The sequence below is a fragment of the Rhodoferax fermentans genome (assembly GCF_002017865.1).
Classification (GTDB): Bacteria; Pseudomonadota; Gammaproteobacteria; order Burkholderiales; family Burkholderiaceae_C; genus Rhodoferax; species Rhodoferax fermentans.
The window spans coordinates 405,458-425,279 of record NZ_MTJN01000002.1 but is presented as its reverse complement, the minus strand read 5'-3'; the positions used below and the strand labels follow the sequence as shown (position 1 = coordinate 425,279).

General features: G+C 54.8%; 29 protein-coding genes and 4 tRNA genes. 30 read left to right on the top strand and 3 right to left on the bottom strand.

Annotated elements, in window-relative coordinates; genetic code table 11:
* The first annotated feature begins 87 nt into the window (after positions 1–87).
* The 6 genes from lon (at position 88) to RF819_RS02090 (ending at position 4,478) form a co-directional block, all read left to right on the top strand.
* On the top strand, positions 88–2,532 hold the full coding sequence (lon, locus tag RF819_RS02115) for an endopeptidase La (protein WP_078363444.1): 2,445 nt from the start codon (positions 88–90) through the stop codon (positions 2,530–2,532).
* 62 nt (positions 2,533–2,594) lie between these two features.
* Positions 2,595–2,670, top strand: a tRNA-Gly gene (locus RF819_RS02110).
* 36 nt (positions 2,671–2,706) lie between these two features.
* Positions 2,707–2,782 (top strand) — tRNA-Gly (locus RF819_RS02105).
* A gap of 46 nt (positions 2,783–2,828) precedes the next feature.
* Positions 2,829–2,902, top strand: a tRNA-Cys gene (locus tag RF819_RS02100).
* Between the two features lie 76 nt (positions 2,903–2,978).
* Positions 2,979–3,071, top strand: a tRNA-Leu gene (locus RF819_RS02095).
* Positions 3,072–3,257: 186 nt separating this feature from the next.
* A complete protein-coding gene (locus RF819_RS02090) occupies positions 3,258–4,478 on the top strand; it encodes a tyrosine-type recombinase/integrase (RefSeq protein WP_078363443.1) in 1,221 nt (406 codons plus the stop codon).
* 2 nt (positions 4,479–4,480) lie between these two features.
* On the opposite strand, the gene RF819_RS02085 is transcribed toward RF819_RS02090, so the two are convergent.
* Positions 4,481–4,828: a hypothetical protein gene (locus RF819_RS02085; protein ID WP_078363442.1), complete on the bottom strand. Its 348-nt coding sequence runs from the start codon at positions 4,826–4,828 to the stop codon at positions 4,481–4,483.
* A 69-nt stretch (positions 4,829–4,897) separates the two neighbouring features.
* On the opposite strand from RF819_RS02085, the gene RF819_RS20835 reads away from it, so the two are divergent.
* The 11 genes from RF819_RS20835 to RF819_RS02040 all read left to right on the top strand — a co-directional run bounded on the left by RF819_RS20835 (position 4,898) and on the right by RF819_RS02040 (position 10,178).
* Complete coding sequence (locus tag RF819_RS20835; protein WP_143541558.1) at positions 4,898–5,152, top strand: hypothetical protein; 255 nt, start codon at positions 4,898–4,900, stop codon at positions 5,150–5,152.
* A gap of 87 nt (positions 5,153–5,239) precedes the next feature.
* Positions 5,240–5,482, top strand: coding sequence for a hypothetical protein (locus tag RF819_RS02080; protein ID WP_143541557.1), 243 nt, complete (start codon positions 5,240–5,242; stop codon positions 5,480–5,482).
* Positions 5,475–5,663 carry a hypothetical protein gene (locus tag RF819_RS02075; protein WP_078363440.1) on the top strand — a complete coding sequence of 63 codons (189 nt, stop codon included), beginning with the start codon at positions 5,475–5,477 and terminating at the stop codon, positions 5,661–5,663. Before RF819_RS02080 ends, RF819_RS02075 begins: the two co-directional genes overlap by 8 nt.
* Positions 5,664–5,768: 105 nt before the next feature.
* Positions 5,769–6,359, top strand: coding sequence for a hypothetical protein (locus RF819_RS02070; protein WP_078363439.1), 591 nt, complete (start codon positions 5,769–5,771; stop codon positions 6,357–6,359).
* 113 nt (positions 6,360–6,472) lie between these two features.
* Entirely contained in the window at positions 6,473–6,859 is a 387-nt protein-coding gene (locus RF819_RS21860; RefSeq protein WP_078363438.1) for a helix-turn-helix transcriptional regulator, read from the top strand.
* 364 nt (positions 6,860–7,223) lie between these two features.
* The gene (locus RF819_RS02060; RefSeq protein ID WP_143541556.1) at positions 7,224–7,547 is read left to right on the top strand and encodes a hypothetical protein; all 324 of its coding nucleotides are present in this window, start codon (positions 7,224–7,226) and stop codon (positions 7,545–7,547) included.
* Positions 7,540–8,544 carry an AAA family ATPase gene (locus tag RF819_RS02055; RefSeq protein ID WP_078363436.1) on the top strand — a complete coding sequence of 335 codons (1,005 nt, stop codon included), beginning with the start codon at positions 7,540–7,542 and terminating at the stop codon, positions 8,542–8,544. The genes RF819_RS02060 and RF819_RS02055 overlap by 8 nt, the downstream gene beginning before the upstream one ends.
* On the top strand, positions 8,544–8,981 hold the full coding sequence (locus RF819_RS20830) for a hypothetical protein (protein WP_158081217.1): 438 nt from the start codon (positions 8,544–8,546) through the stop codon (positions 8,979–8,981). The genes RF819_RS02055 and RF819_RS20830 overlap by 1 nt, the downstream gene beginning before the upstream one ends.
* Before the next feature lie 10 nt (positions 8,982–8,991).
* Entirely contained in the window at positions 8,992–9,600 is a 609-nt protein-coding gene (locus RF819_RS02050; RefSeq protein WP_078363435.1) for a hypothetical protein, read from the top strand.
* Complete coding sequence (locus RF819_RS02045; protein WP_078363434.1) at positions 9,593–9,841, top strand: hypothetical protein; 249 nt, start codon at positions 9,593–9,595, stop codon at positions 9,839–9,841. The genes RF819_RS02050 and RF819_RS02045 overlap by 8 nt, the downstream gene beginning before the upstream one ends.
* A gap of 52 nt (positions 9,842–9,893) precedes the next feature.
* Entirely contained in the window at positions 9,894–10,178 is a 285-nt protein-coding gene (locus RF819_RS02040; RefSeq protein WP_078363433.1) for a helix-turn-helix domain-containing protein, read from the top strand.
* Between the two features lie 30 nt (positions 10,179–10,208).
* On the opposite strand, the gene RF819_RS20825 is transcribed toward RF819_RS02040, so the two are convergent.
* Positions 10,209–10,427, bottom strand: a complete 219-nt coding sequence (locus RF819_RS20825; protein WP_143541553.1) for a hypothetical protein — start codon at positions 10,425–10,427, stop codon at positions 10,209–10,211.
* A 135-nt stretch (positions 10,428–10,562) separates the two neighbouring features.
* On the opposite strand from RF819_RS20825, the gene RF819_RS20820 reads away from it, so the two are divergent.
* From RF819_RS20820 to RF819_RS01975, 13 genes are all read left to right on the top strand, one after another.
* Complete coding sequence (locus RF819_RS20820; protein WP_143541552.1) at positions 10,563–11,036, top strand: hypothetical protein; 474 nt, start codon at positions 10,563–10,565, stop codon at positions 11,034–11,036.
* A 2-nt stretch (positions 11,037–11,038) separates the two neighbouring features.
* Positions 11,039–11,479 (top strand): hypothetical protein, encoded by a 441-nt coding sequence (locus RF819_RS02030; protein WP_078363431.1) that lies wholly within the window; start codon positions 11,039–11,041, stop codon positions 11,477–11,479.
* 9 nt (positions 11,480–11,488) lie between these two features.
* Positions 11,489–11,947 carry a hypothetical protein gene (locus RF819_RS02025; RefSeq protein ID WP_078363430.1) on the top strand — a complete coding sequence of 153 codons (459 nt, stop codon included), beginning with the start codon at positions 11,489–11,491 and terminating at the stop codon, positions 11,945–11,947.
* Between the two features lie 9 nt (positions 11,948–11,956).
* Entirely contained in the window at positions 11,957–12,307 is a 351-nt protein-coding gene (locus tag RF819_RS02020; RefSeq protein WP_078363429.1) for a hypothetical protein, read from the top strand.
* A 343-nt stretch (positions 12,308–12,650) separates the two neighbouring features.
* Complete coding sequence (locus RF819_RS02015; RefSeq protein WP_078363428.1) at positions 12,651–13,271, top strand: hypothetical protein; 621 nt, start codon at positions 12,651–12,653, stop codon at positions 13,269–13,271.
* Positions 13,272–13,281: 10 nt separating this feature from the next.
* Positions 13,282–13,509: a hypothetical protein gene (locus RF819_RS02010; protein WP_143541551.1), complete on the top strand. Its 228-nt coding sequence runs from the start codon at positions 13,282–13,284 to the stop codon at positions 13,507–13,509.
* Positions 13,510–13,533: 24 nt separating this feature from the next.
* Positions 13,534–13,959 carry a DUF5681 domain-containing protein gene (locus tag RF819_RS02005; RefSeq protein WP_244899851.1) on the top strand — a complete coding sequence of 142 codons (426 nt, stop codon included), beginning with the start codon at positions 13,534–13,536 and terminating at the stop codon, positions 13,957–13,959.
* Entirely contained in the window at positions 13,946–14,203 is a 258-nt protein-coding gene (locus RF819_RS02000) for a hypothetical protein (protein ID WP_078363425.1), read from the top strand. Before RF819_RS02005 ends, RF819_RS02000 begins: the two co-directional genes overlap by 14 nt.
* Positions 14,200–14,472 carry a hypothetical protein gene (locus tag RF819_RS01995; RefSeq protein ID WP_078363424.1) on the top strand — a complete coding sequence of 91 codons (273 nt, stop codon included), beginning with the start codon at positions 14,200–14,202 and terminating at the stop codon, positions 14,470–14,472. Before RF819_RS02000 ends, RF819_RS01995 begins: the two co-directional genes overlap by 4 nt.
* 2 nt (positions 14,473–14,474) lie before the next feature.
* Complete coding sequence (locus RF819_RS01990) at positions 14,475–14,789, top strand: hypothetical protein (protein ID WP_078363423.1); 315 nt, start codon at positions 14,475–14,477, stop codon at positions 14,787–14,789.
* Positions 14,790–15,053: 264 nt separating this feature from the next.
* Positions 15,054–15,644 carry a hypothetical protein gene (locus RF819_RS01985; protein ID WP_143541550.1) on the top strand — a complete coding sequence of 197 codons (591 nt, stop codon included), beginning with the start codon at positions 15,054–15,056 and terminating at the stop codon, positions 15,642–15,644.
* Between the two features lie 387 nt (positions 15,645–16,031).
* Positions 16,032–16,670 carry a DUF6806 family protein gene (locus RF819_RS01980; protein WP_078363421.1) on the top strand — a complete coding sequence of 213 codons (639 nt, stop codon included), beginning with the start codon at positions 16,032–16,034 and terminating at the stop codon, positions 16,668–16,670.
* 213 nt (positions 16,671–16,883) lie between these two features.
* Positions 16,884–18,128 (top strand): cyclic di-GMP phosphodiesterase, encoded by a 1,245-nt coding sequence (locus tag RF819_RS01975; RefSeq protein WP_078363420.1) that lies wholly within the window; start codon positions 16,884–16,886, stop codon positions 18,126–18,128.
* 71 nt (positions 18,129–18,199) lie between these two features.
* On the opposite strand, the gene RF819_RS01970 is transcribed toward RF819_RS01975, so the two are convergent.
* Positions 18,200–19,822 carry a methyl-accepting chemotaxis protein gene (locus RF819_RS01970; RefSeq protein WP_078363419.1) on the bottom strand — a complete coding sequence of 541 codons (1,623 nt, stop codon included), beginning with the start codon at positions 19,820–19,822 and terminating at the stop codon, positions 18,200–18,202.

Below are 19,822 nucleotides of genomic sequence, written 5' to 3'. Positions count from 1 at the left end.
GCGTTTTTATGATCTGCAGATAATGGGCTGGCCGCTTGAAATGCGGCCACGTCGCTCCATATCCGACAGGTAACACAAGGATGTCTTATGTCTGACCACACACCATTACCTGCTGATTCTCTTGACCTGCCGCTGCTGCCATTGCGCGATGTGGTGGTTTTTCCCCACATGGTCATCCCGCTTTTTGTGGGTCGTCCCAAGAGCATCAAAGCACTTGAAGCAGCCATGAGTGTGGATCGGCGCATCATGTTGGTGGCGCAAAAAGCGGCTGCCAAGGATGACCCGTTGGTCACCGACATGTTTGACGTGGGCTGTATTTCCACCATTTTGCAAATGCTCAAACTCCCCGATGGCACGGTCAAGGTGCTGGTCGAGGGGCAGCAACGTGCGGTGGTGACCAAAGTGGCTGATGGTGAGTCTTATTTTGTCGCCAGCATCACACCGGTTGAGGTCGTCGCCGAGGTGGAGGGCAAGTCCAAGAACAAAGCCAGTGAAATCGAGGCTCTGCGCCGTGCGGTGATGCAACAGTTTGACCAGTACGTCAAACTTAACAAGAAGATCCCGCCAGAAATTTTGACCTCGATTGCCAGCATCGACGATCCAGGTCGTATGACGGACACCATCGCAGCACATCTGCCTTTGAAGCTTGAAAGCAAACAGGCTGTTCTAGAACTGGCCAGCATCAAGGATCGTCTGGAAAACCTTTACGGTCAGATTGAACGCGAAGTCGACATTCTGAATGTGGACAAGAAAATTCGCGGCCGGGTCAAACGGCAGATGGAGAAGAACCAGCGTGATTTCTATTTGAATGAGCAAGTCAAAGCCATTCAGAAAGAACTTGGTGAAGGTGAAGACGGCGCGGACATTGAAGAGATCGAGAAGAAGATCAAGTCTGCCAAGATGCCGAAAGAGGCCTTGAAGAAGGCTGAGGCTGAACTCAAAAAGCTCAAATTGATGTCGCCCATGTCAGCCGAAGCAACGGTGGTGCGTAACTACATTGATGTGCTCACCGGCATGCCCTGGACCACCAAAACCAAGATCAAACACAATCTGGCCAATGCCGAGGCCGTGTTGAACGAAGACCATTACGGGCTGGACAAGGTCAAAGACCGTATCCTGGAATACCTTGCGGTGCAGCAACGTGTTGACAAGGTCAAGGCGCCTATTCTGTGCCTTGTTGGGCCTCCGGGCGTTGGGAAAACATCTCTGGGGCAATCCATTGCCAAGGCCACCGGGCGCAAGTATGTCCGTATGGCGCTGGGGGGGGTGCGTGATGAGGCCGAAATTCGGGGACATCGACGTACCTACATCGGCGCCATGCCAGGCAAAGTGCTGCAAAGCCTGTCCAAGGTTGGCACACGCAATCCATTGTTTTTGCTGGATGAAATTGACAAACTGGGCACAGACTTCCGTGGTGATCCGTCGAGTGCGCTGCTCGAGGTGCTGGACCCAGAACAGAACCACAAGTTTGGCGACCACTACGTCGAGGTGGACTTTGATTTGAGTGATGTGATGTTTGTGGCGACATCGAATTCCATGAACATTCCACCGGCGCTTCTGGATCGCATGGAGGTCATTCGTTTGGCGGGGTACACCGAAGATGAAAAAACCAATATCGCGATCAAGTATCTGTTGCCCAAGCAACTCCAGAACAATGGTGTGAAGGAGTCTGAACTGCTGGTGACCGAAGAAGCGGTACGTGACATCGTGCGTTACTACACGCGTGAAGCGGGCGTACGCTCTCTTGAACGAGAGATCTCGAAGATCTGCCGCAAGGTGGTCAAGGGTTTGCAGCTCAAGAAAATGTCGGGTCTGGTGACGGTCAACGGTGCCAACCTGAACGATTTTCTGGGTGTCCGAAAGTACGACTATGGCCGGGCCGAGAAGAAAAATCAGGCGGGACAGGTGGTGGGTTTGGCCTGGACCGAGGTTGGCGGCGATTTGTTGACCATTGAGGCAGCCATGATGCCTGGCAAGGGTGTGATCACGCGTACCGGCTCTTTGGGTGATGTGATGAAAGAGTCGGTCGAGGCGGCACGCACGGTGGTGCGCAGTCGCTCTCGCAGGCTGGGGATCAAGGATGAGTTTTTTGAGAAAAAAGACATCCACATCCACGTCCCTGATGGAGCAACGCCCAAAGATGGTCCGAGTGCGGGGGCAGCCATGACTACGGCCTTTGTGTCGGCCATGACGGGTATTCCAGTCCGTTGCGACGTGGCCATGACTGGCGAGATCACCTTGCGAGGTGAGGTCACAGCCATTGGTGGTTTGAAAGAAAAGCTGCTGGCGGCCTTGCGTGGCAATGTCAAGACCGTGTTGATCCCTGAAGAAAACGCCAAGGACTTGCAAGACATTCCTGAGAACGTCAAGAATGGACTTGAAATTGTGCCGGTACGTTGGATCGACAAGGTGCTGGAGATTGCGCTGGAGCGCATGCCAACACCGCTGCCCGAAGAAGAACCTGTGGCCGCCGCCGCATCAACTGAGGTGGTGATTGCACCCGCACAACTGTCAGGTGCCGTGAAACACTGACAAAGTTTTTAATTTTTAGATCATACAAGCCCTTTTTTATCTTATACTAATGGGCTTGCAACGCGGGAATAGCTCAGTTGGTAGAGCGCAACCTTGCCAAGGTTGAGGTCGAGAGTTCGAGACTCTTTTCCCGCTCCAGTTTTTATTTGATGTGGACTTGTTGTTCGCATCCTTGCGGGAATAGCTCAGTTGGTAGAGCGCAACCTTGCCAAGGTTGAGGTCGAGAGTTCGAGACTCTTTTCCCGCTCCAGATATTTAAAAAGGGAAGCGATCGCTTCCCTTTTTGTTAAAGTTTTGGCGCGATAGCAAATCGGTTATGCAACGGATTGCAAATCCGTCTAGCCCAGTTCGACTCTGGGTCGCGCCTCCAGATACGGGCTCAATAATGCTCAAGCAAGCCTCGCAAGTTCTATGTGCGGGGCTTTTTTGTTTCACAATAGACCCGTGCCCGAGTGGTGAAATAGGTAGACACATCGGACTTAAAATCCGCCGCTTCGTGAATAACGGGCGTACCGGTTCGATTCCGGTCTCGGGCACCATTTAACGGTTTCACACCGTATCAGAACGACTCAAAACCCGCACGTTTCCCTAGCGTAGCGGGTTTTTCTTTGCCTTATCGGGTCTCACGTCGTATCATGACATACCGACAATTTGACGGTACTTGTGACGGTACCAGTAGATACCGACAAACATAGATACCGTCAAAACACCAATTTGGGGGCAGCATGGCACTGACAGACACGTTTGCAAAGAATGTGAAGTACACGGGTTCACCTGCTGGCGACAAACACGCGGACGGTGGCGGCATGTACCTGCTGGTCAAGGCGGCTGGCAAGTATTGGCGCATGGATTACCGCTTTGCTGACAAGCGCAAAACGCTGGCGCTGGGAACTTACCCCGAGATCAGCTTGTCGGTGGCCAGACAACGGCGCGAGGCAGCACGCAAACAGCTTGCCCACAACGTCGACCCCGGTGCAGCAAAACAGGAAGCTAAGGCAGCGCAGGCGGCAGTGCTTGCCAACACGTTCGAGCGTGTCGCACTGGAATGGCTGGACAAGACCAAAGCTGACCGCATGGCCAGCACGCAAGGCAAGGTAACGACCTGGATGCAAAAGGACGTGTTCCCCTACATTGGCAGCATGGCTATATCATCCATTGGCCCGCGTGACGTGCTGGCAGCTTTGCGGCATATGGAGGGCAGGGGTGCGCTGGACAGCGTTCAGCGGGTCAAGCAGATCTGCGGGCAGGTGTTTCGCTACGCAGTGGCGACGGGCAGCGCAGAGCGTGACGTGACGCAGGATCTGAAAGGTGCGCTGGCCAAACACGCGCCAGCACATTACGCGGCCATCACAGACCCCAAGCAGGCCGGTGACCTGATGCGCAGCATCTTCAACTACACCGGTCACCCCTTTGTTATTGCGGCGCTGAAACTGTCACCCATGCTGTTTGTCCGACCCGGCGAACTGCGCGGGGCAGAGTGGGCAGAGTTTGATCTGGACGCGGCGCAATGGGTGATCCCGGCCAGCAAAATGAAAATGAATGTCGACCACCTGGTACCGCTCTGCACGCAGGCGCTTGCTGTATTGCAGGACATGAAAAAGCTGACCGGGCACCGTCGCTACGTTTTCCCCAGCATTGGACGCAGTGAAGATCGTCCCATGAGCGAAAACACCATCAACAGCGCGTTGGCAGCGATGGGCTACGGCACCGACACACACACAGCGCACGGTTTCCGGGCAATGGCCAGAACCATCATGGATGAAGTTCTAGAGGAACGGGTCGACCTGATCGAGCACCAATTGGCCCATGCCGTCAAAGACCCCAACGGACGCGCCTACAACCGCACCGCACACCTACCAGCACGCCGGGCCATGATGCAGCGGTGGGCGGACTATCTGGACAAGCTGCGCATTGGGGCGGACGTGATCCAGCTCAAAAAAGCATGATCTCAGCGAAGCCCTAACTCTGCCTTTTGTAGCCGCTGAACAAGTTTCTCAAACGGCTTTTCTTCAATGCATGCGTGGGCATCAACGTAGCGCTTCAAAATGCCCACCTCATCTTCAAACCGCTTAGCCTTCTTGTAGATGATTGCCAGCTGTTCGTAGTACCACGGCGCAACTGGCCATCTTGGACCCCTTGAAACTGCTTCTTCCTCTATTACCGGCAGCAACCGTAACAGCAGTGCTGCAGCACAGTCGTCTCGCTTCAAACGCCGAAGCGTTTTAACTTGATCAACGTACGTTGAAAAGTGACGCCCGTCGAAATTTCCCGGCAGTTCAGTGAGATTGGATGGCATGGAAGTCCCTTGTTGGTTCTGCCACAACTATGCCGCCTCCTGAAATCATTGAAGTAGATTTTCGATTGGATGTTGCTTTTTAATGTTTTTGGTATTACCATAAACAAAATGGAAAAGAAAATTACTGGTCGTGGTGGACCTGGAAGAGGTCAAGGCCGGAAGCCACTTCCGGAAGGCGAGGCCATGGTGCCCGTGACTGTGAAGCTATTGCCAAAGCAACGGGACAAGCTTAAACGCCTTGGCGGTGGCCCATGGATTAGGGGAAAGATAGATGGGGAAAAGGAAACCGAACCACCATCCTTAATAGAAACAGCGAAGCCCTGACGTTGGTTATTCAGGGCAAAAGGCGGGGCAGGAAAGTGTTCACGCACTTTCCAACCCCTGACCACAATGATCGAGAAAGGATCAATCATGGCTAACCCGGATCTTACCCAAGCAAGTTACACCGCGAAGACTATCCTTAAGTGCTGGGAGGAGGAGCGAGAGCAAGTGTTCGCACTTACTGACGCAATCTTCAGCGCCATCAAAGACCGCGAGGAGTTACACAACACCCGCATCCTGTGCCACGTTATTTTCGACATGCTTGGAGATAACAAGAACTTGATTTCATTCGAACAAGAAATTGACAAGCTGCTGGAGGTGTCCCATGTCTGATGCACCCACGCTGGCCGCCGTTGTTCACACGCAAAGCGATGAACTATGGGACGTTATTGCATTACTTGAGGGCGCGCGTGAACTGCCATTCAAAAATCAAGGCGAAAGCGGTGAGCGCCTGATACGGCAGGCAATTGAGCGCATTCAAGGCGTGCAGGCCGCATTCGACCCGTACATCTAACCAGTTTGACCACGCCTAGCTATCGGCTGATCCCCGATGGTGAAAACCGGGACACCCCTGACCCGGCTGGCGCTGGTTCTTTATCGGGGCGTGTAGGGGGACGGGATGGATAAATTTGAAGAAGAAGCAACTCATCTTCGGTCAAACCTAGAGGAGTGGATTGGGCTTTTTGAATTGCCTTTCAAGGCGTTTTCGGATGCTGGTTGCAATGGGTTGCTTCAAATTTTTATAGAGGGAATAGATCGAAGCAACGCAACATTTGCGGACCACATTCACTGTCTGGAAATCACAGTTCCAAAGGATGTGATTAAGGCGATGTGCATTGCAGCTGCCCACCTTTCAGCGAGGCAAATTGCCATCAAGGAAGGTGACGAATTCTCTAGCCGTTTTTTGATTAAAGCGGCAGAAGAGATAGGTTTTTGCCGAGGGGCGGCTTTTGGCGTGATCCACGAGGACGGTGTGAGTCGTCAAGCGCAATCGATTCGCGGGAAGACGGGAGGAAATAAGCGGGCGGAAAAAACTGCCGGACTAAAAGCCTGGGCGATTTCAGAAAGCTCAAATATGGTGCGCGGGAATGCTACCGAAAGAGCACGAAAACTGATGAAAAAAGTGCCTATAGAGTTAGCCAACTCATCGAACGACCCCGAGCGGATCATCCGTGAAGCCATAAATAAGAAACTGAAAAAAAACGTGTAGCCCGCTACGCGCTACGGATGGCTGGCTTCGCGTAACGGCTGGCCAGCCATGCGCAAAAAAGATAGCAAAACAGAACGACATTGCACCCCGTCAACTTCATAAGGACGGACAGCATGTCAAAAGGTTTCAACTTCAAAACCAAACCCACCACCACGGTGGGCAAGGCACCCACCAAGCCTACGGCACCAACGCCAGCGGCAACTACAGCACCCGCTCAGGCAGTATTTGACCGACTGCCAGACAGCGCATACATCCGCGAGTCGGATCTAGTCCAAAGCCCCAAGCGGCCAAACTCGACAGCGCCCCTGCCATTCTCTGCACCAACGCTGTGGCGCATGGTGCGCGACTCACGCTTTCCGAAGCCCCACAAGCTAAGCACGCGCGTAACAGCGTGGCGAGTTTCGCAAATCAGAGAGTGGATGGCAGCTCAGGCAGCGCAGACCTACACCCCGGCAACGGGTACACCCAAGCGCAGCAAAAGCGCACTGGCGACGGTTTGAGAGGTGGCCACTATGACCACCACACAAGGCACCATGCCGGGCCTAGTCACGCCTGAACAACTGGCACCACACGACAGCGCTGCAGAAGTCACATTCGAACAGCGCACTACGCAATTAATAGCGCAACTGGCAACGGCAGGCCACCACGTTAGCCGATTTGGTCAAGGGTTCTTGGCTTCACGCTGGGGGCTGACGCTGCATTGCCCTGATCTGGCCAGCCTGGCGCAATTTGCTAGACAAGTGGGGGTGAAACATGACCCCGCTTGAAAACGTCCTAGACCGACTTGAAAAAGTTCGTCGCGGTCGCCCTGGCCAGTGGTCAGCACGCTGCCCTGCACACGATGACAAAGGCCCGTCCCTGAGCGTGAGAGAGACACCAGACGGCGCGGTTCTGCTGCACTGCTTTGGCGGTTGCGAAACCGCTGACGTGGTGGCCGCTATGGGCCTGCAGATGACCGACCTATTCCCACCCCGTGATATTCCTGCCAACGCACCCAAAAAAATAGCCAACCTTCTGACCGCTAGTCAGGCACTTGAACTGCTGGCCAGCGAGAGCCTGTTTGTCGCGGTGGCCCTGACCAACTACCTGCGCGGCATCACGTTGACGCCAGCGGACACCGAACGCTTACGCCTGGCAGCCGGGCGCATTGGCCTACTGAACGACCAGACCGGGAGAACGCATGCTTGACGACACTCTCTTAAGCGAAGTTGACGCCAAGGCAGCGACCATGTATCAGCCGCCTGAGCGCGACGCCTACAGCGAACTGAAAAAGCTGCTGCCCATCGAAGCCATGGACGTGCACGTCCTGGCGCAAATGAAATTCAAGATGCGCGACGTGATCCTTGACCCGTGGCTGCACTCGCAAGACCTTTGCATGGTTTTCGCCGCCCGGGGTATCGGCAAAACCCACTTTGCCCTGAGTGTTGCGTATGCAGTGGCGACAGGCGGCGCGTTTGCGAAGTGGAGCGCACCCAAGGCCAGAAAGGTGCTTTACCTTGACGGTGAACTGCCCGGTGGCGTGATGCAACAGCGCCTACTGATGCACTGCCCTGACGTGGAGCCTGAGCCGGGTTATTTGCGCGTCTTTACGCCGGATTTGTTGCCCGAGGGCAGATTGATGCCTGACGTTTCCACGTTGGAGGGACAAGCAGCGATTGATCACATGATTCAGGATGCCGAAGTGGTTTTTGTTGACAACTTGAGTTGCTGGGCACGCTCAGGACGCGAAAACGAGGCTGAGTCCTGGCTGCCTATCGCGGATTGGATTCTGAGCCTAAGAAGGCGCGGCATCGCAGTGGTTATGGTGCATCACGCTGGCAAGGGCGGCCAGCAACGCGGCACCAGCAAACGCGAGGACTTGCTCGACGTGGTGATCGGCCTGAGCCGCCCCAAAGACTACGACCCGACTCAAGGCGCGGTCTTTGTCAGCGAGTTCACCAAATCGCGCGCTCTGACAGGTGACGCTGTTGAAAGTCTGGAACTGCAGCTAGGCGGCACAGACGACAGGGCTACCTGGACTTACCGCACGGTGGAAGCCTCGACCTATGACCGCGTGGTGGCGCTGGCCAAAGAAGGCCTGAGTCAATCAGAAATTGCCAACGAACTTGAACTGAACAAGAGCAACGTCAGCCGCCATATGCGCAAAGCGCGTGAGCTTGGTGATGTGCAACCGGAGGGCAAATGATGGGACTCAGAACGCAACTGAAGGCAACAGTTGCGAGTTGCGCACCTAAGCAAACGCAACCCGCAACTCTGACAGAAAACAGCGCAACAGGCATCGCAACCCAAGCGCAACAACACCCCGCAAACCCGCAAGAAGTAAGGGTTTTGGGCGCAACAGCCATCGCAACAAGGGCGCAACAGGCACCAAAAACAGGCGCAACTCAAGGCGATTCAGACGATGAGTTGCGAGTTGCGTTTGCTACCCCGCGCAACTCGCAACTTTCCTTTGCTGCCATGCGCCTGGCCAATGAAGCGATAGCGGCTGCCATGCGCCGCTGTGATCAGTTCAACGACAGCGCAACCGCCCGCGAGCAAATGCGCCTAGACGTGCTGGCAGTGCCAGCGCACCAACAGCAAGACCTTCTAGACCACTTCAACGGCAAGCCCGCCCACTTTTGAGGACACCACCATGCGCAAAAAGCCACCGCGCCGGGATGAGCGGCGAAGACAACGGGACCAAAAGCGGTACCCGCCACCTTGGATGGCAATGGCTGTTAGCCAGTTCGATTCCTCTACGGGGAACCACATCGAAAACCAATTCCACAATGAAAACGCCAATTTTCTGACGGCAACTGATGAAAAAGTACCGTCAAAAGTACCGTCAATTCTTTTTGTGTCTGCCGAAATTGGTGTCTCCATAACATGTTCAGACATGGAACAAGATGATGATGAAATTGATCTGATGCCAGTGACCCAGCGCACGGTAAACGCCACCCTGGCGACACCCCTGCACCCGGCGGGGCCGTGCGAGGTGTTTCAGTTGGACGCCTGCCCGATTCAGTGGCTACCCGAACCGGACAGACGCCCAATCGTCGGACGGCGAATCGAGCGCGAGATAGGCATCACCCGCTGCATCACTTACCCCTATGCCGATACCGTGGAAGCGATAGAGGCAGAACAGGCCCGCCGCGCACGCCAGCGCCCACCACGCCCAACCGCTCGATACCTGAAGGTAGGTAACGCTGCCAGACCCGCCAAACAGACGGCCAGATTTCACGCCGCGCCAGTTTATGCGTGAGTTCGACCTACTGTTAACCAAATTGGGCGAAGCAGACGCCATCGCCATCATGGCCAGCATTGCACCTGCCAGCACTCGACAAGCCTTCACCCGGTATTGCTCGATTGTGTTTGCACGTCAACTGCTTGTCAGTGGTTTGGCTGCGCGTGCTGTTCAATTCCGAATTGCTGCCCGCTACAGCGTCGATATCAAAACAGCCCAACGCCGCGTCAAGGTGGCTATTGCCATGGGGCCGCGTTAAATCTGGACAGCAAGGCCTGGACGTTGTCCAAAACCCTTCCAAGCATGACAGCATGGAAGATAAAAAACCACCCAAAAAGCAGCGCAAGAAGATATCACGGGCAACGGACACCGCCGCCCAATTTGCGCGACTGATCTCGCTGACCAAGACCCGCCCGCATCACACGTATGAACTCAGGCGAGCCGGGATAAGCCATCCGGCGGGACGTGTGAACGACCTGATCCGCGACGGCTATGTTTTCGACGTCGACCGCATCACGACTGTGGACGGCGACGGCTTCAGCCACAACAACGTGGCGCTTTACACGCTGGTTTCCATTCCATCAATCAACCCTTAACCACCCACCACCACTATGTCCACCCAAACCTTAACCGCCAAACTGGAAGCCGTCAAAGCTGTGATTAACAGCCCTGAGCTGGCCAAATTGCAGGCAGCGCACGCCACCGCACAAAAACAGCTTGATTGGTGCGTCGAACAGCATAAAGCCGACCCAACGCCGCGCATGGCCCTTGACCGCGCCGCCGCAAAGCAACGCACGGCGCACGCTCTGGACGCCCTCAACAAGCTGCAAGGCCAAATCAACCAAGCCCGGCAAGAGTCCAGCGACCTGACCCGGATGCTCAATTCTGGCGAGACACTGGCCAATGCCCGGCAAGCCTGGCGTGATGCTGCTGACGCACAAGTCACTGCGACCCGCGCCGCCCAGGACGCCCAGGATGGAATGACCGCCATCAATGCGGCTCTTGAGGCTGAAAAGCAAAAGGCGACCGCTGCGAGCCTGTTGCAACGCGCCGCGACATTGGCAGAGCTGGGGTTTGGTGACAAAGTGGAAACGACCGCCGCTGCTGCTGGCAAGCTTCTGGACAACGCCAATTTAAAGATTGACGCCCTGCTGAATGACGCCATCCCAGCCGCGCAGAAACGTATCGACCAAGCAAACACCGCCCTGGTGCAAGCTGACAAGGCAACCCGCGCCGCTGAAGCTGAGATTTTGAAAGCGCACGCCGATTGTGCTGAGCTGGCGCTTGCAGTCGCTGCTGAAGATTTTGAAAAGCTGGTTTTGTCGTTTCACGCCAGCCGGATTGCCGCCTTTGGTGACTTCGGACGCCGGGTAGAGCATTACACCGTGGTGAACGATACAAGGTTTGAAATTGAGGCCGAACGCATCCGCGCCCAAGCAGAACAGGGGAACTGACCATGAAAAGCGCCCCCATGTTTGTCACTTGTGACGCCCCAACGCCAGCCGCCCGCCCGGTGCTGAATAAGCCCACCACGGACATCAAATCGCCCGCTGCTGCATTTAACGCGACCGCGCCTGCTACCACCCCAACCCCGAAAGGAAAACCCATCATGCCTACCGACGCCCAACTATTGCAAGAGCTGGCCAGCCGCAAGGCAACCGACGCGAGCTATTGCGTCAATACCAACGACCTGGCGGGGGCGCGACAAGCCCTGAGCCAAGCGCAGAGCTATATCGACCGTCTGATTCAGGCCCGTGGCATGCAAGCCAATGCCGTGACTGATGAATTTACCGGGTATGACTTCAATAACCCCAATGGCGACCAACCCGCCGCCGTGACTGGCAACGCTGGCCAGCCTGCTGACGAATTTGAAAACTATTCAATCAACGACCTGTAAGGCATCACCATGGCAAACAGAATTTTTCGCAGTGCTCGCGGCAATCCGCGCACCATCACCGACCGAGCTGTTGCAGGCGCATACCTGCCCGGTACCGCTGTGTTTGTCGGTGCTTCCACCTTGACCCAAGCAACCGCCGCTTCTGGTGGCCGTCTGGCCCTGCTGGGTGATCAGGACTTTTGTAGCCTTTTCAGCTTCGCTTTTTCGATCATTGAACCGCTGATGACACCCTATACATCCGGCCAAAACGGGGTGGCATACCTGCTGAAGCCCGGAGATGAGGTGTTATGGGCTATGGCCGCTGGGACGTATGCCACCGGGCAGGAACTGACCATATCCAGTGGCGGGCGCTTGGCTGCTGCTGTGTCTGGAAACATCGTCGTTGCCCACTACGACCAAGGCAGTGCAACTGTGCCCGCTGGGTATTTGGCAGACGTCTGTGTCGCCAATCGCTACACCAAGGCATAGGAGTTCATCATGGGAAAAACAAGAATCATCAATCGCTTGCCTGACTTCATTGCGACGGTGCAAGCCAAGGCAGTCCATGGCATCACTCAGGGGCTGATCTTGGGGCAGTCTGAGGCCAGCGTGATGACGCCCATAGATACGTCCACGCTGCTGAATTCGCAATATAAGAAAGTCGAAGTCAGCGCCACGCGCGTGGTCGGTACGGCTGGTTACAAGGCTGAATATGCGTCAGTGGTTCACGACCCTGACCATAAGCAGGAATTCAGGCGCGCATCTGCTGAGAAGTCTTTTCTGACCAAGGGCTTTGAGAACGCAGAGCCCAGTATTCGCGCCGCAATTGCCGATTCCCTCAAGGTGTAGCCACCAATGGGAAAAGCGTCATTTCTGGCAAACCCAAACGCTCAGGACGCTGGTCATTCAAGGTAACTCAGTCACGGGTGGGCGAATCCACGCTTTACCTGTTTGGATGCAATTTTAGAAAGTGAAATCAACATGAAACCATCAATGTCACCAAGTGGTAGCCAATCCCAAAAATGTAAAGGAGGTGTGTGATGCCAGCCGCCATTACAGCCGCCGTCTCTTATGTCGGTTCAACGCTTTTATCAAACACAGTTGTAGGAGCGTTCCTTATGATGAACGCCGGATTTGTGACCAGCGCGCCATTCATTGTCGGTGGCGTGTCCTTCTCAGCGAGTGACAAATCATGAGCATCATTAATGTTTGGCTATCTCCCGAGCGAGCACTCATTGCGACCGACACGGCAACACAAATTGTTCTAACTGGACAAGTCTTTGACGGTAGCAAGCTGCTTGTTATTCCACATGCTGGCGTCGTTATGGCGCAACGTGGACACAACGTCTATCTTTCTACGGTGTTTTCGTTGGCTATCCAGCACCTAGACATATCCGACCTTGACACCCTTTGTGATGCCATGCCCGCCATGTTGGAAACTGCGAACAAGTTCATTTGTGAGAATCTGACAGCGAATATGACAGCAACGCAACGCGAACAAATGGGGCGTCAAGAGTTCTTGTTAGTTGGGAATTCCGGTGGGCGAGTCTGTTGCAGGCATTTCATCCGCGAAAGCATGTCTGATGCCTTTGAAGAATTCGAAATTGAAGACCCCGGTTATGTCGGGTGCTGGGATCTGGCCTGGGGCTATCCATCTGAAGATGTCAGCACGCCGGAGAGCATGGCGGACTTGGTGAAGATTCAAGTACAAAAGCACCGCGAGGCGTTACCTGGCGCGGCAATTGGTGGCCGTTTGATGCTGGCAGAGGTGACACAGGCCGGGATCAGGTTGCACAACGGAATAGCAATCTAAGGGGGCCATCATGCGAAGCATCGGAATTGTCAACACTTTGCCAGCTTGGTTTAATGTGATGCTGATCCCCGGGCAATCCGGGGCCAGCGTATTGATGCCCATTGACACGGCAACATTGTTGAATTCTCAGGTTAAAAGCGTGGAAGCGACTGGGGCAAGTAAGGAGTTTCTTCGCAAAGGGTTTGAAAACGCCGAACCGAACATCTGCGCCGTACTCACTGGAGCTTTAAAGGTTTGACCTTGCAATAGCAGGCAAAAAGCAATGACAGAAAAGCCCAAAAAATCCGGACGCTGGAAGGCTGGAGAGTCCGGCAATCCCAAGGGGCGAAAGCCTGGCACCAGCGAAGTGTCAAAGCTTCGCGCATCACTTGCCAGAGATTTGCCAGGCATTCTCGCCAATCTGGTCGCGTCGGCAAAGTCCGGCGATGTACAAGCCGCGCGCCTAATCCTGGAGCGTGTATTGCCACCCGTCAAAGCCATTGAACAGGCGGTGGCGCTGCACTTTCCCGAGTCCGGTACGCTGACCGCCAAAGCCGATGCTGTGCTGTCTGCAGTCGCTGCAGGCCAACTCGCACCCACACAAGCGGCGCAACTGATCACCGCGATTGGTTCGCTTGCCAAGATCACCGAGATTGACGAACTCGCTGCACGCATCACGGCATTGGAGCAACAGAATGCAGAAACTTAGCGCCCGCCTTGCATCACTGGAGACCCGCGACAAATCGCGCCGGGTGATCAGCGGCCTGAGCCACTTCTATGACCTGATTGAAGCTGTTGACAAGGTAGGCGGGGGCCGTGTGCTTTTGGATCGGCTTGACGCTGGCATAGCGACAGATGACGACTGCGCCGCCGTCGCTGCTGTTCCTGGTGGGGTTCGCGCCATCCGTGAGCACGTAACCGGACTGGAGCGGTTCTATGGTGGCCAGCCGTGAAGTTAGAACAGCGCCTGCAAGTCCTGGAGGCCAAAGGCCCCACCAATCGAGCGGAAGAAGACCGACAGATTGACGCACTGATGAAGCTGGTTCTCGCGCAGGTGGCCTTGATACCGCCCGCGCCCGGCGATTTGAGGACGCCAGAACAGCGATTCAGTGACGCACTGACCGCAGAAACCGAAACAGACGAGGCCGCCAGACTACTGGACTCGCTGCCATCCTTGGGACTGACGCCCGCGTTACGGCGCTCGCTGATGAAAGACAGATGAACATGGGATCACTCGCAACCCGCCTGCAAGCTCTGGAGGCTCGCCCGCCCAAGGCTGACCCAGTGCGAGAGGCTAATCTGCACGCTGCCCTGAGTGCCATGCGGGAATCAGTCAACTGGCGCAACGAATGGGCACCAGCCAAGGTGGCACCGTTCTACTGGGTAGAGCAGCCATCAGACCTTGAGCTACTCGCAAGCCGGATTGAGGGCAACACCGCGACCGAGGTAGATTGGACGCTGATGCAGAGTTGGCCCAAGTGTCACATCCCGCCTGAGCAGCTTGTTCAGGAAATGGCCAGCCTGAAGAATCAAATTTAGTTCGCAGCAGTATCAAAAGTTTCCTAACTGTTTCGCAACAGAAAAAGGCCAGTTTTCCCAATGACAGACACCCGTAAAGCCGGGTTGTTGCGCAACAATAACTGAACGATTTAGCCGTTTTTCCGTCGCAATAAGTACGCACCGCGAGCGAACTTTCAATATACAAGGGGGGAGTATTTGAGCTACCCAGCCAATGTATTATTTTGGTGAACAGAGCCGCAAAGGCCGTAAGCCGTTGGTTTGGACAGCCAAATAGGGGGAATCATGGCGCTTATCAAGTGCAAGGAATGCGGATCAGAGATCAGCAGCGAAGCAAAAGCCCGCCCAAAGTGCGGCGCGATACCGCCCAAGCCGACAAGCAGGTTCACAATATTCTTCGGTGGCCTTTTTGCTATCACGGTTGCCATGATGGTGTTTAAGCCAGGAGACACCCCACCGCAGCCGATAACGCAGGTGTCCGCATCTCCGGTTCAGTCAAAGACCGCCAGACACCCGGAATGCGCTGGGAATGCAGAGCCAGAACAGTGCGACAAGCTCCGCGACGAAATGGCCAATGAAACACCAGCGCAGAAAAAGGAGAGACTGAAAAAAATAGCAGATGCTGAAGCTATTGAGGCAAAGGCTCAGAAAGTAGCTGCACTTGAGGCGAAAAAAGAAGAGCGCGCCGAAAAGGCAAGGAAGAGAAAAGAAGGTGTCACTATTGGCATGAGTAAACAAGATGCACTTGATAGCTCATGGGGCAGGCCAAACAAGGTCAACCGGACAACGAATGCCTATGGAACACATGAGCAATGGGTGTACGACGGTGGCTATCTGTACTTTGAAGGCGACACGCTGACGTCAATTCAGAACTGATTGATGTGGCTTTCTAATCCTGTGAAAGCGTCATATCAAATGCTTTCGTCAGTTTTGTCAGTTCCTACCCATGGCATTTTTAAAAAAATGCGGATTGTTTGACTGCCAGAAACGGTACCAATTTGATTGGGTGTAAATTGTCGGACATGACCGCTATGGGCTACCGGCGGTCCTTTCGTTGGCAACGTCTCGCATTCCCTTTTGCGTGCGAGGCGTTAAAATCATAGCCATTCACGTGGTGTCAAGATGTAGCTTATTTGAGACAGATTGAGAATTGACGGTACTTTTGACGGTACTTATTTTTAACGCTACAAATTTATTCAATTAAATCAAATGCTTACTGGCTGGACGCGGTTCCGGTCTCGGCACCACTTAAACTCCAGCGCTATGGCACGTTACAACGCCCCTTTTGAAATTCATGTCCATGGTCAGGTGGCTTTGCGCACCGATGTGACGTTCGACAATCTGCAGGATGCACTCAAGCCCTTGTGGAAGTATGCGGGTGCCAAATCTTTGGTTGCTGCGTCTGGCAGTTTTTACGAAGATGAGCCTGGTATCCGGTTTGATGCCCAGGAACATTTGTTACAAATGTGCTGGACTGTCGAGGGTGATGACGACTTCCGCCAAGCGCTTGATGAGATGTGTATGAACCTCAATGACGTGGCGCAATCCGGTGCTGCCATTGAGGTTACCTTTTACGACACCGAGTTCGACGAGGAAGACGAAGAAGATGCCTCCGATGCCGAGTCACGCGATGATTTTGTGATGCTGTTTGTTGGACCAGATCCCGCATCCATCATGCAGGTTCAACGTGATTTGTTGGTGCAGGATGTGGTCAATCTGATGGAACGCCACTTTGATGGCGCTGAACTCGGCGGTGTGGTTGCGGCCATCGACAGTTTGTTCAGCCAGCGATTTGACGACTTGGTCAACTCCCTGCAGTTGGGCAAGCCACCACGTGGTTCGGGTGGTGGCTCCAGTGGCATGGGGCACGGCGGGGGGCGCAAACCCCGTCATTTGCATTAGTCCCACTGACTGGCTCATCGGTCAGTGCTACTTAACCGAGTGGTTGAGGCTCAAGTACAGTACATCTAGCATGTGCGGCTTAATTCACAAATGCGCAACGGGTTCCCGGTTTTGTTCATGTGTCTGTGGCAAACTCTTGTGACATGGCAAGTGCATTGAGTCGCACTGTCACAGCTTCATCCGATGTTGGACGGGTGCTGGCACCATCAAAAAATGCTTAAACGTATTCAAGTTGATCAGCTCCGTTTGGGGATGCACCTCAAGGAGTTTTGTGGTTCCTGGATTGATCATCCGTTCTGGCGTACCGAGTTTGTGCTCAAGGACCCCAAAGACATTGAGTTGATTTTGGCCAGCAGCGTCAAAGAGGTGATGATCGACTGCAGCAAGGGCTTGGATGTGCCCATTAGTGTGACGGCAGGTGCTGGGCAAGAGGAGATATCGGCGCCAGTTGCTACGCAACCGAGTGTTGAAATCTCTCCCCCGTCGCCGCAACACGCCAGCACGGTGCCAGCCAGCCAGGAGTTGGAGCGTGCAGCGCTTATTTGCCAACGCTCCAAAGCTGCTGTGGTATCCATGTTTCAAGAGGCACGGATGGGCAGAGCAGTCGATGTGGGTGGCGCACAGCAGTTGGTTGAAGAGATCTCTGCCTCGATTGCACGCAACCCTGGGGCCATCATCAGCCTGGCACGTCTCAAAACGGCGGATGACTACACCTACATGCACTCGGTGGCAGTGTGCGCCATGATGGTTGCATTGGCAAAGCAGTTGGGGTTGGATGACACTCAGACGCGGCTGTGCGGGATGGCGGGGTTGTTGCACGATATGGGCAAGGTGGCCATGCCGATCAATGTGCTCAACAAACCTGGCAAGTTGACCGATGCCGAGTTTGAAGTCATACGCTCCCATCCCGCCGAGGGCTACAAGATACTCACCGCCAGCAGTGCTGTAGATGCAGTGTCACTGGATGTGGTGCTCCATCACCACGAAAAAATGGACGGCAGTGGCTATCCTAAAGGGTTGACTGGCGACGGCATCAGCCTGTATGCCAAGATGGCTGCGGTGTGTGACGTTTACGATGCCATCACCTCTAACAGACCTTACAAATCTGGCTGGGATCCGGCAGAGTCCTTACGCCGCATGGCCGAATGGAGTGGACACTTTGACCCCAAGGTGTTTCAGGCGTTTGTCAAAAGCATGGGCATTTATCCGGTGGGTTCGCTGGTGCGTTTGAAGTCCGGACGCATTGGGGTGGTGATCGAGCAGTCACCCAAGTCACTCACCATGCCCATCATCAAAGCCTTCTTCTCCACCAAATCCAATATGCGTATCGTGCCGTGCGTGGTTGACTTGTCGCACCCAATGACGCAGGAGAAGATCATCAACCGCGAAGACCCGGCACAGTGGAACTTTCTGGACCTCAATGCTTTATGGTCAGGGCTCAGTCATCTGTCACGTTAAGGCTGACTGACTGCTGTGCGTGATCTGGTTCACTGGCGCACAGTTTCTGAGCCTCCGGGTTGCATGCTGCCTCACATGGTTAGCAAGCTTGGTGTTCCGACGAGTTGGGGTGCGTCTTGGTTGATGTCGTTCAATTTGAAAGTAGCCACCAGCGTGGACAGCACTTGGGCCTGTTCGCGCATGCTTTGAGCCGCAGCGGCAGATTGCTCCACCAAGGCGGCATTTTGTTGTGTCATTTCATCCAGATTGGCAACAGCCGCATTAACTCCTTGAATTTCACGATCCTGCTCTGAAGACGACCTCGATATGTCGGCCATGATATCGGTCACGCGCTGAACCGACGCGACGATATCTTCCATGGTCTGACCTGCATCGGTGACCAGGCGCGTGCCAGCGTCAATGCGTTCCACACTCGCACCAATGATCCCTTTGATTTCCTTGGCTGCTGCTGCCGAACGTCCGGCCAAGCTGCGGACCTCGCTGGCAACCACCGCAAAGCCGCGTCCTTGCTCACCCGCACGCGCAGCTTCGACTGCCGCATTCAAGGCCAGGATGTTTGTCTGGAAAGCGATGCCATCTATGACACTGATGATGTCGCTGATCTTCCTGGAACTGACCTGGATGTCGTTCATCGTGCTGACCACCTGGGCCACCACTTGGCCGCCACGTGCGGCCACCTGACCAGCGGAGGCCGCCAGTTGGTTGGCCTGTTGTGAGGCTTGCGCTGATTGGCGCACCGTGGCCGTAAGTTGGTCCATGCTGGAGGCCGACTGTTGCAGCTGGTTGGCGGTCAGTTCGGTTCTGACGCTCAAATCCTGATTGCCACTGGCGATCTCAGCGCTGGCGGTGGCAATACTGTCTGTGGTGTTGCGCACTTGCCCGACCAACTGGGTGAGTGCAGTCTGCATGTCGGACAAGGACAGCAGCAGGTGCGTGGTTTCGTCGTTTCCGCCTGTGTCGATCTGTTGCCGTGTCAAGTCGCCAGTGGCAATGGCGCGTGCCATGCGTTCTGCTTGGTCAATCGGGTGGCAAATGGAGTTCATGTTGGCCAGCGTCAGAGGAATGATGATGGCCAGTACCAACAACGTCATGCCAACGATCAGCCAGATCACCTTGTTCAGGGTCAGCTGCAGTGCTTGCTGGTTGGTTTCTGTGGCAGTTTGCAGCTCCGAGGCCAATGCGGTCAGGCTGGCATTGGCTCGGTCAATGATGGGCTGTAGTTTGCCAATGGTGGCTGCTGCGACCTGTGCAGAGGGGAAACCCATGTTTTCAAGCTGTGTCGCCATGGGGGCAAATTCGGTCTTGAACTGCTGCATGTCGTTGAGGATCAACGTTAACTGTTGGCGTTGTTCCTCTTCAGGAAGCAAAGGGGACAGTGTTTGCGCTGACTTCTCGATTTGTGCATAAGCGGCTGTCCAGGCTTCCTTGTGTTTTGAGGCTTCGACCGAGTTTTCATACTGGATCACCATGTCTTTTTCGTTGATTCGCAAGTCACGCATGGCCTGTTGCAGGCGTCCCACCTCGGTCATGGAAGTGACGTCACGGGTAACCAGATGGACGGTGATGCTGTTGGCGTACAACTGAGCAGCGATGCCAATGCCACCAATCAGGCACAGTGCGGTACTCACCATGCCGATCGCACCCCACATACGCAGGCGGATGCTCAGGCGTCGCATCAATAACTCGAATTTCAT